Source organism: Pirellulales bacterium, assembly GCA_035533075.1.
Lineage (GTDB): Bacteria > Planctomycetota > Planctomycetia > Pirellulales > JAICIG01 > DASSFG01.
Genome location: DATLUO010000277.1, coordinates 1 through 8,154, shown reverse-complemented (window position 1 = coordinate 8,154; position 8,154 = coordinate 1). Strand labels below are relative to the sequence as shown.

Genomic DNA, 8,154 nt, shown 5'->3' with positions numbered 1-8,154 from the left:
GATGCCTAACGATGATGCGCCGGCGCTCGTCCCGGCGCGCCGGGACTGGCCCACCTTACGTTCGTTGGCCGTCGCGATATAGTTGTAAGACCGCCCCCAGCAAACCGCATGACCGCCCGCAGCGAAAGCACCGAAACGCCGCCACCGCCCGTAGTTTGGCTTGCGCTGGCCGATGTGGCGCTGGTGCTGGCGGTGTTCGCGCTGCAGGCCGCCTGGCCGGCGCCGGACGTGAACGAACCGCACTACCTGGGCAAGGCCCGGCACTTCTGGGACCCTGAATGGGCGGCCCACGATTTCTTCTTCGAATCGGCCGACACGCACCTGGTGTTCTATTTCACCTGCGGCTGGCTGACTCGCTGGCTTTCGCTTGCCCAGTTTGCCTGGTGTGGACGGCTCATCACCTGGGTGCTGTTGGCCGCGGCCTGGCAGCGGTTGTGCCGAAGCGTCGTGCGGCGCAGCGGCCGGCCGGCGCTGGCCGCGGCGATTTTCCTGACATTCAACGTCGGCTGCCACCTGGCGGGCGAGTGGGTCGTGGGCGGTTTCGAAGCCAAGGGACTGGCTTACGCGCTCGTGTTCGCCGCGCTGGCATCGCTGGTGACGGACCGCTGGAATCTGGCGCTCGTGCTGCTGGGCGGGGCGTCCGCCTTTCACGTGCTCGTCGGCGGTTGGTCGGCGACCGCGGCGGCCGTTTGTTGGCTGCTTTCGGCCGATGCTCCTCGTTTGCGGCAACTCTGGCCGGGCATGGTTGCCGGCGCGGCGCTGGCGCTGGCCGGCATCGCACCGGCGCTGGCGCTGAATTGGACCGCGGAACCGCAAATCGTCGCCGAAGCCAACGACATTTATGTCTTTCGGCGACTTCCGCACCACCTGGTGCCGCAATCGTTCCGCTGGCCCTTTCTCGTGCGATACGTGCTGATGTTGCTGGTCTGGCTTGGGCTGACGCGCGCGGCGACCGAGAACGCCGCGTTGCGACGTCTCCGCTCGTTTGTCACCGGCTCACTGGCAATCACCTTGGCGGGGCTGCTGCTGGCGCTGGCGACGGCGAACTACCCAGAGGCCGCCGCCGCGATTTTACGGTACTACTGGTTCCGCCTGTCCGACGTCATGGTGCCGGTCGGAATCGCACTGCACGTCGTCGCCGGGCCTAACCCGGATTATTCCTCGGCCCACACCAACCCGAAGCGCAAGCGAGGAGGAAAAGACGACTTGCCTCGCTTGCGCTTCGGGTTAGTGTTAGGGCGCCCCGCCGTTTGGTCGCTCATCTGCCTGACATTGCTTGTCTACGCCCGCGACGACTACGCCGCATGGAATTTCTTCACCAACACGCCGCGTGCCGACAAGTCGGGCAAGGTGCTCAGTCACGACGACTGGCGCGAAGTGTGCCAGTGGATGGCCGACCACGCCCCGCCCGACGCGCTGGCGATCACGCCCCGCATGGCACAAAGCTTCACCTGGTATGCGGAACGCGGGCAGGTGGTCTCTTGGAAAGATCTGCCGCAGGACGCGGTCGCGGTGGTCCGCTGGTGGCAGCGGCTGGTCGACATTTACGGAATGCCCTTTCCCGCGTTTCAGGGGCGCTGGCACGACTCGCTCAGCGAGCGGTCGCCGGATCGGCTGCGCGAGCTGGGGCGTAAATACAGGGCCGGCTACCTGGTGGTCGAGTCTGAGCCGACGATCGAATTACCTCGGGAATATGCCAACGGCTCGTACGCCGTTTACCGGCTGGAGTGAGCGTAGGGCGGGCCGGCGAGCTTGCGAGCGCCGGCCCACCGATACCAGGCATGAGGCGTCGGGCGTCAGTCGCGATTTGGAAGTATGCCTGATGCCTGAAACCTGACGCCTCTCAGTGGTGGGCCGGCGCTCGCAAGCTCGCTGGTCCCACCCTACAAACGCGTTAGCGAGATGCGGCCGGCGCGCCCGTGCCGCTGAACCTGCCGGCGCGCCCCTGGCCGCTTGGACTGCTCGAATCCGTGGTGCCTGGGGCCGGGGTGGTTGCGGCCGGCGCCGTTTGGACCTTGTTGGCCGCCACGGCTTGCCGCACTTGGGCCGCGGTGCCCGGATTGCGGACCTTCAACACGCGGACCACCGACCGCGAGGGACGAGCGTCGCGGTCGAGATCGCCCACAAGCTTGAGCACCTCGGTGAGGATGATCTGCGGAGCCGAGATCACCACGCCGTTGGCCCGCTCGTCGATGCCCACGGAAAGCATCCCTTTGAACCGGGGCACGATCTCCGACTTCGTCGGGTCGTCGGTGAGGTAACTGAACATGGCCGAATAGAAGTTGTCGCCGCCACCGCCACGCTCGCGGCCCGGTTGCTGTGGGGGCTGATTCGCCAGCAGCGCTTTGTCGTTGGGGCTGAGCAGGTCGCGGTAGACGTCCTTGATCACCTCGGCCACCTCCTTGGCCTTGGCATAGCGCAGCGGCACGCGCATCGTGCGGCGGACCGACTCGGAATTGGGCGGCTCGGCGCGGTCGTAGCGCTCGATCAAGTCTTCGATCTCAGCCAATTGCGAGGCGTCGGCGCCTTGCACCAGCACGGTGTTCGTGACCGGATCGGCCACGAAGCTCAACGGCCGCCGCCGCGACAGCGTGTTGCGTGTCTGCTGGCCCGAGGAACCGCCGCGGTAGCCGTTCCAGAACATGTCGAACACCTCCGTGCGGCTGTTCGAGTCTTTGCCCATCTCGGCTTTGAAAATGTCCTTCAAGAGCAGCACCATGTCTTTGGCGTAGGTGTGCTTGAGCGTAAAGAACTCGTGATTGGTCTTGGGCGGCATGATATTGTTGAGCCGCTCTTCCAGCCGGTCGAGTGCCTCGGGGTCGGACGACGAGATCACCAACCCCTGCGGACTGAGCTTGATGCGGATCGGCGCGTGAGCGCGGCGCGGCAATTCGCTCGGCTCGGCCGGCAGCTCGTCGTCGTGCGGCAACGTGCCTTTCTTCGACGGTGGTTCTTCGGTGGCAGGCGCGACGGGCTTCTGCTCGCTGCCCGCTTCGTCGCCCGTATCTTCTTCCATAGCGGCTTCCCCCGGTTCCGACGCGGTTTTCTCCGCATCGGCGTCCGGCGCCTCGCCCTTTTCCGCATCGGCCGGCGCGGCAGCGTCGCCTTCGTCCTCCCTGACGCCTGACGCCGGGGCGCCCTCTGGGCCCCTGACGCCTTCGTCCGCCCCGGCGCCTTCATCCTGCCCAACGCCTGCGTCTTCTTCCTCAGATTCCACGCTTACCCGGTCTTGAGCCAGTCGAAACCGCGAGGCCGGCCGGGTTTGCTGCGTGGAACGGTTGCCGCGCTCACGGCGTTGGGGTCGCTCGCCCGAGCCCCGTCCCGTTCCCGGTCCCATGCCCGGCGCCGACATCGGTTCCTGAGTCGCTGCCCGGCGGCGGCCGCTGGCCGGTTCCTCCTCTTCGGCATTCTTGGACCGTCGACGAGATTGCAGCGCGCTGGGATTGATGTCGATCAGCAGCGGATTCTCCAACTCCGACTGAATCTGCTTCAAGGCCTCCAGCGTTTCTTCATTGGGCGCCACGGGCACCACGCGCGTCTCAGTTCCGTAGCGCTCATCGGCGGGAATCTCACCGAGTTTGACCAGCAGCGCCCTGACTTCGGTCAGCTCGACGTCGTTGGCCCGCAACAACAGGCGGTTGCGTTCCACGTCGGCCTCGACCCAGAACTTGTCGGTGCTGTCCTGCTGCTGCTGGCTGCCGCTGTCGAAAAAGTAGTAAGGGTAGCGAGAGCGGCCGCTTTCGTTCTGCTTTTCCGGGCCGTTCATCAGCGTCAGGATCGATCCGGCCACGTATTCGGCACTCAGCGTGCGGAGCTGAATGACCTCGAATCGCCGGCTGGCGCCGTCCAGCCGCTCGACCAGGTCGGTGATCAACAGATGGTCGGCCAGCGGAGCATAGACGATCAGCGCGTTCTTCTTGACGTCGACTTCCAGCTTGGTCGTGGGATCGAGACTGCCCAGCTCCTTGAGCACCTTGACCATCGTTTCGGGCTGCAAACCCGACAAGCGGTAGACCTTCACCCGCTGGGCGTCGGCCAAAAGGCCTTTGCCGCGGCCCTGCGGCACATCGACCGCTTCGATGGCCTGCTCGATGACGCCTATCTTGTCGGGCGGAGCGTTGGCCAAAATGCTGTTCTCGCGGGCGTTGACCGCCAAAAACACGGTGTTTTCCTTCTTTCCCAATTGCGGCATCGCCTGCCCTCCGCCCTGTTGGGCCATCATCATGGCCTGCATCAGTTGTCGCGGGTCGACGGGAGCGGCGGCTTGCTTGGTCTCGATGCCCAAAAGTGTGTTGAGCGTGTCGAGCACCTCCGCCGCCCGCGTGAAGCGGAGCTTGAACTCGCGCACCAGCCGCTGTTGCCCGTTGCTGGACTGCTCCTCGCTCAACAGCTCGCGGATGCGGCGAAGGTTGCCGGCCGTGTCGATCGCGTCGAGCCGGTTGGTGGCTTTGAGCGGCGTGACTTTGCCGAAGGGGCTCAACAGCGGCTTGATCTCTTCGGCGGCCGCTTCGGCGACCAACCAATCGAGATCGAAGAAGGTCCGCACCAACTCATAGGTGCCCCGCTGATCGAGATCGTCGGGCCTGACGCGCGGCACCAGGCTGTAGTCGAGCTTTTTCAGGTTCATGACGATCAGCACTTCGCCGTTGCGCAGGACGGTGAAGCCCTTGTTGAGCAGATACGAGTTGAGCATGTCGCGGACCTCGTCGACGGAGTAGAAGCCGTGCGTGGTGAGGTTCACATATCCGGCCGGCGCTTCATCCCACTCCAGGCTCATGTCGGAGATGTCGGCCAGCCATTCGAGCACGGCGGGCCAAGGCTGCCCGTTGAAGCTGAAGGAGATTTTGCCGTCTTTGTCGGGCTTGGCTGTCAGCTCGGAGGGGTCGGGCGGCCGGTCGGGTTCGAGCGGCCGCTGGATGGGTGGCGGGCCTTCGTCCTTCTTTTCCTCCGGTTTCTTCTCGTCATCCTTTTTCTCGTCGGCCTTTTCGTCCTTCTTCTCTTCTTCGGACTTTTTCGTTTCGACCGCAGGCGGCGCCTGCATATCTCGGCCGTAGGGATCGCCGCCGCCACCTCGTCGCCGCCCACCGCGAAATTGTCCACGGGCATCATCGCTGGCGGCCAGCAGTGTCGCGGCACACAGAGCGAGCACGGACAAGACGCGATAGCGCATGGGTTTTCCCTTCGGCAAAAAGGCGACGCTCAGTTCAGCCCCGCAGTGGGGCTGCGTGAGTGAGGCGACAGCAAGTCCACGTCGTCCCGCGCGACTCCGCTATTGTAGTCATCGGCCGGTTGGAACGCCAGATTGCAACGCGAATTACGTTTCGCTTTGACCTAGACGTTGCCGCAGTTCGGCCAGCTCTTTTTCCAGACGCTCCGCTTCGGCGGTGGCGCGGTCGCGCTCGGCGGCGGTCTGGCGAAGTTGGGCATCGGTCTCGCCAAGTTTCGCCTCGGTCTGGGCCTGTAGTTCCAGGAGCGTGGGAAGCCAGCGGCCCGTGGTCGGATCGTAAAGCCGAAGCTCCTTGCCGTGGCCTTCGAAGTGCAGACCGAGCACTTCGCTGGGCAGCCGACCGCCGACCTGCGGGATTTCGACGTATTTGCCTTCCCGCAGCCGAAAACCCTGTAGGGCCGGCTTGAGGTATTCACCGTAGGGATCGAACAAGATGTACTCGGGAACGACAAGAACGTCCTGATAGAGCGATTTTTTGCCCCCGGTGTCTTCGCCGCGGGTGCTGGCGCTGGTCAGCTCGATGACCAGATCGGGAGCGCGGCCTTCTTCCCACACGTAGTAGGCTTTCCGCTCTTTGTCTTTCGGCACGCCCAGCGCCACGAAAACGTCGGGCGAAACGTGTTTCAGCCGGTTGCCGGGCTCGTAGTAGATGAACATGTTGCCCGACACATAGGCCAGGGGGTCGTCGGCGAACCAGAGCCCCAAGACCTCGATCGAGTTCGTCAAGTTCTGGCGGTGAACCGGGGTTTCGGCCATGGGACGACCGTCTCCAGTAGGATAGAAGTTGTCCGCATCGGCGTTGGGCGGCGGAGGCGATGAGGTCAGATGCATTATGATCGCGCTCCAGATGGCGGGGCGGACGCGGACTTTTACCCTCAGTTGAGGGTGGCGGATACGGCATCGCTAGTACAACCTGATTGTTGGCCGCTTGGCGGCAGGTGTCAATCGTGGCGCCGCCGATGAACGGCGGCATCCCGTTTGTCCGGCGGGCGCCTCACGAGAGTTTTCGGACGGCTTCTCACTCCCACTCGATCGTCGCGGGCGGCTTGGAGCTGATGTCGTAGACCACGCGGTTCACGCCCTTCACTTCGTTGATGATGCGGGTCGAAATCCGGGCCAATAAATCGTAGGGCAGCCGGCTCCAGTCGGCCGTCATAAAGTCTTCGGTGTCGATGGAGCGGACGGCGATGGCGTCCTCGTATGTCCGCGCGTCGCCCATCACGCCGACGCTTTGCACCGGCAACAACACGGCAAACACCTGCGACGTTTGCCGATAGAGGCCGGCGGCCTTGATCTCGGCCACGACGACGGCATCGGCCTCGCGCAGCCGCTGAAGCCGCTCTCGCGTCACCTCGCCCAGGCACCGCACCGCCAGGCCCGGCCCCGGAAATGGATGCCGCCAGACGATCTCTTCCGGCAAGCCGAGCTGCAAGCCCAGACGCCGCACTTCGTCTTTGAACAAGTCTCGCAACGGCTCGATCAGCTTGAACGACAGGTCTTCGGGCAGGCCGCCCACGTTATGGTGCAGCTTGATCGTGGCGGCCGGGCCGTCGGCGGCCGCCCCGCTTTCGATCACGTCGGGATAGAGCGTGCCCTGGGCCAAAAACTCGGCGCCTTCGACCTTGGCCGCTTCGTCGGTGAAACACTCGATGAATGCCCGGCCGATGCGGCGGCGCTTCTCCTGCGGGTCGGTGACGCCGGCCAGGGTCGCCAGAAAACGGTCTTCGGCCTTGACCACGTGCAGGTCGGTCTTGAAATGGTTCGAGAATTCGCGAATGACGGTGGCCTCCTCCTCTTTTCGCAGCAGACCGTTATCGACCAGAATGCAGGAGAGTTGCGGACCGATGGCCTGGTAGATGAGCGCCGCGACGACCGACGAATCGACGCCGCCGGACAATCCGCACAACACGCGACGGTCGCCGACTTGCCGGCGGATGCGGTCGATCGCCTCCTGAGCGAAGTCGCCCAACTGCCAGCGGCCGTGGCAGCCGCAGGCGCGCGACAGAAAGTTGCCCAGCATTTGCCCGCCCAGCGGCGTGTGCGTCACTTCCGGGTGGAACTGCACTCCGTAGATCGGCAACGAGGCGTGCTTGACCGCCGCGATGGGGCAGGTGCGCGTGGCGGCCAACGGCACGAAGTCGCCGCCGACCGAAACGACTTGATCGCCGTGGCTCATCCAGACCTCGGTTTGCGTCGGCAGGCCGGCGAGCAGGTCGTCGGCGTTGCCGATCGTCAGTGCGGCACGGCCATATTCACGGGCAGGGGCGCTGCGCACGGCGCCGCCCAGCACCTCGCAGGCGAGCTGCATGCCGTAGCAGATGCCCAAAACGGGAATGCCCAGGCGGAACAGATCGGGATCGCATTTCGGCGCACCCGGCTCGTAGACGCTGGCTGGCCCGCCGGAAAAAATCAGCCCTTTGGGAGCGAGCTGCCGCACGCGTTCGGCCGTGATCGTATGCCGCACGATCTCACAATAGACATGCCGTTCGCGCACCCGCCGGGCGATCAGTTGCGCGTACTGCGCACCGAAGTCGAGCACCAGCACTTTTTCGTCGGCCAGCCGGCCCGGTTCTTGTTCGCGCTCTTCGATATCGGCCATTTCAAGCTAGCGGGCAAAAGCACGGATTATAAGGTCCGATGCCGAGCGACGGCTAGTGCTCGGTCCGTCGTCGATTCCGGGTGAGTGTAGGGTGGGACCAGCGAGCTTGCGAGCGCCGGCCCACCATCGTTAGGCGACAGGCGACAGGCATCAGGCGTCAGGTTGTTTGTCCTGACGCCTGACGCCTGAAACCCGACGCCTTGGAATGGTGGGCCGGCGCTCGCAAGCTCGCTGGTCCCACCCTACGCCGCAGCCCATGCGTCGCTGGAAGCTGCGAAGAATCGCGCAGGTGACAAATCCGCGGCCATCGACCACAATCAAAGCGTTA

The 8,154-nt window shown here is 64.6% G+C and carries 4 protein-coding genes; 1 reads left to right on the top strand and 3 read right to left on the bottom strand.

The features are described 5' to 3' along the window. Positions 1-108: 108 nt before the first annotated feature. Complete coding sequence (locus tag VNH11_34440; protein ID HVA51493.1) at positions 109-1,731, top strand: DUF6798 domain-containing protein; 1,623 nt, start codon at positions 109-111, stop codon at positions 1,729-1,731. Between the two features lie 163 nt (positions 1,732-1,894). On the opposite strand, the gene VNH11_34435 is transcribed toward VNH11_34440, so the two are convergent. The 3 genes from VNH11_34435 to guaA form a co-directional block, all read right to left on the bottom strand. Continuing rightward, a complete protein-coding gene (locus VNH11_34435) occupies positions 1,895-5,170 on the bottom strand; it encodes a secretin N-terminal domain-containing protein (GenBank protein HVA51492.1) in 3,276 nt (1,091 codons plus the stop codon). A 144-nt stretch (positions 5,171-5,314) separates the two neighbouring features. Further along, a complete protein-coding gene (locus tag VNH11_34430; protein HVA51491.1) occupies positions 5,315-6,058 on the bottom strand; it encodes a Uma2 family endonuclease in 744 nt (247 codons plus the stop codon). A gap of 187 nt (positions 6,059-6,245) precedes the next feature. After that, complete coding sequence (gene guaA, locus VNH11_34425; GenBank protein ID HVA51490.1) at positions 6,246-7,826, bottom strand: glutamine-hydrolyzing GMP synthase; 1,581 nt, start codon at positions 7,824-7,826, stop codon at positions 6,246-6,248. Positions 7,827-8,154: the final 328 nt, after the last annotated feature.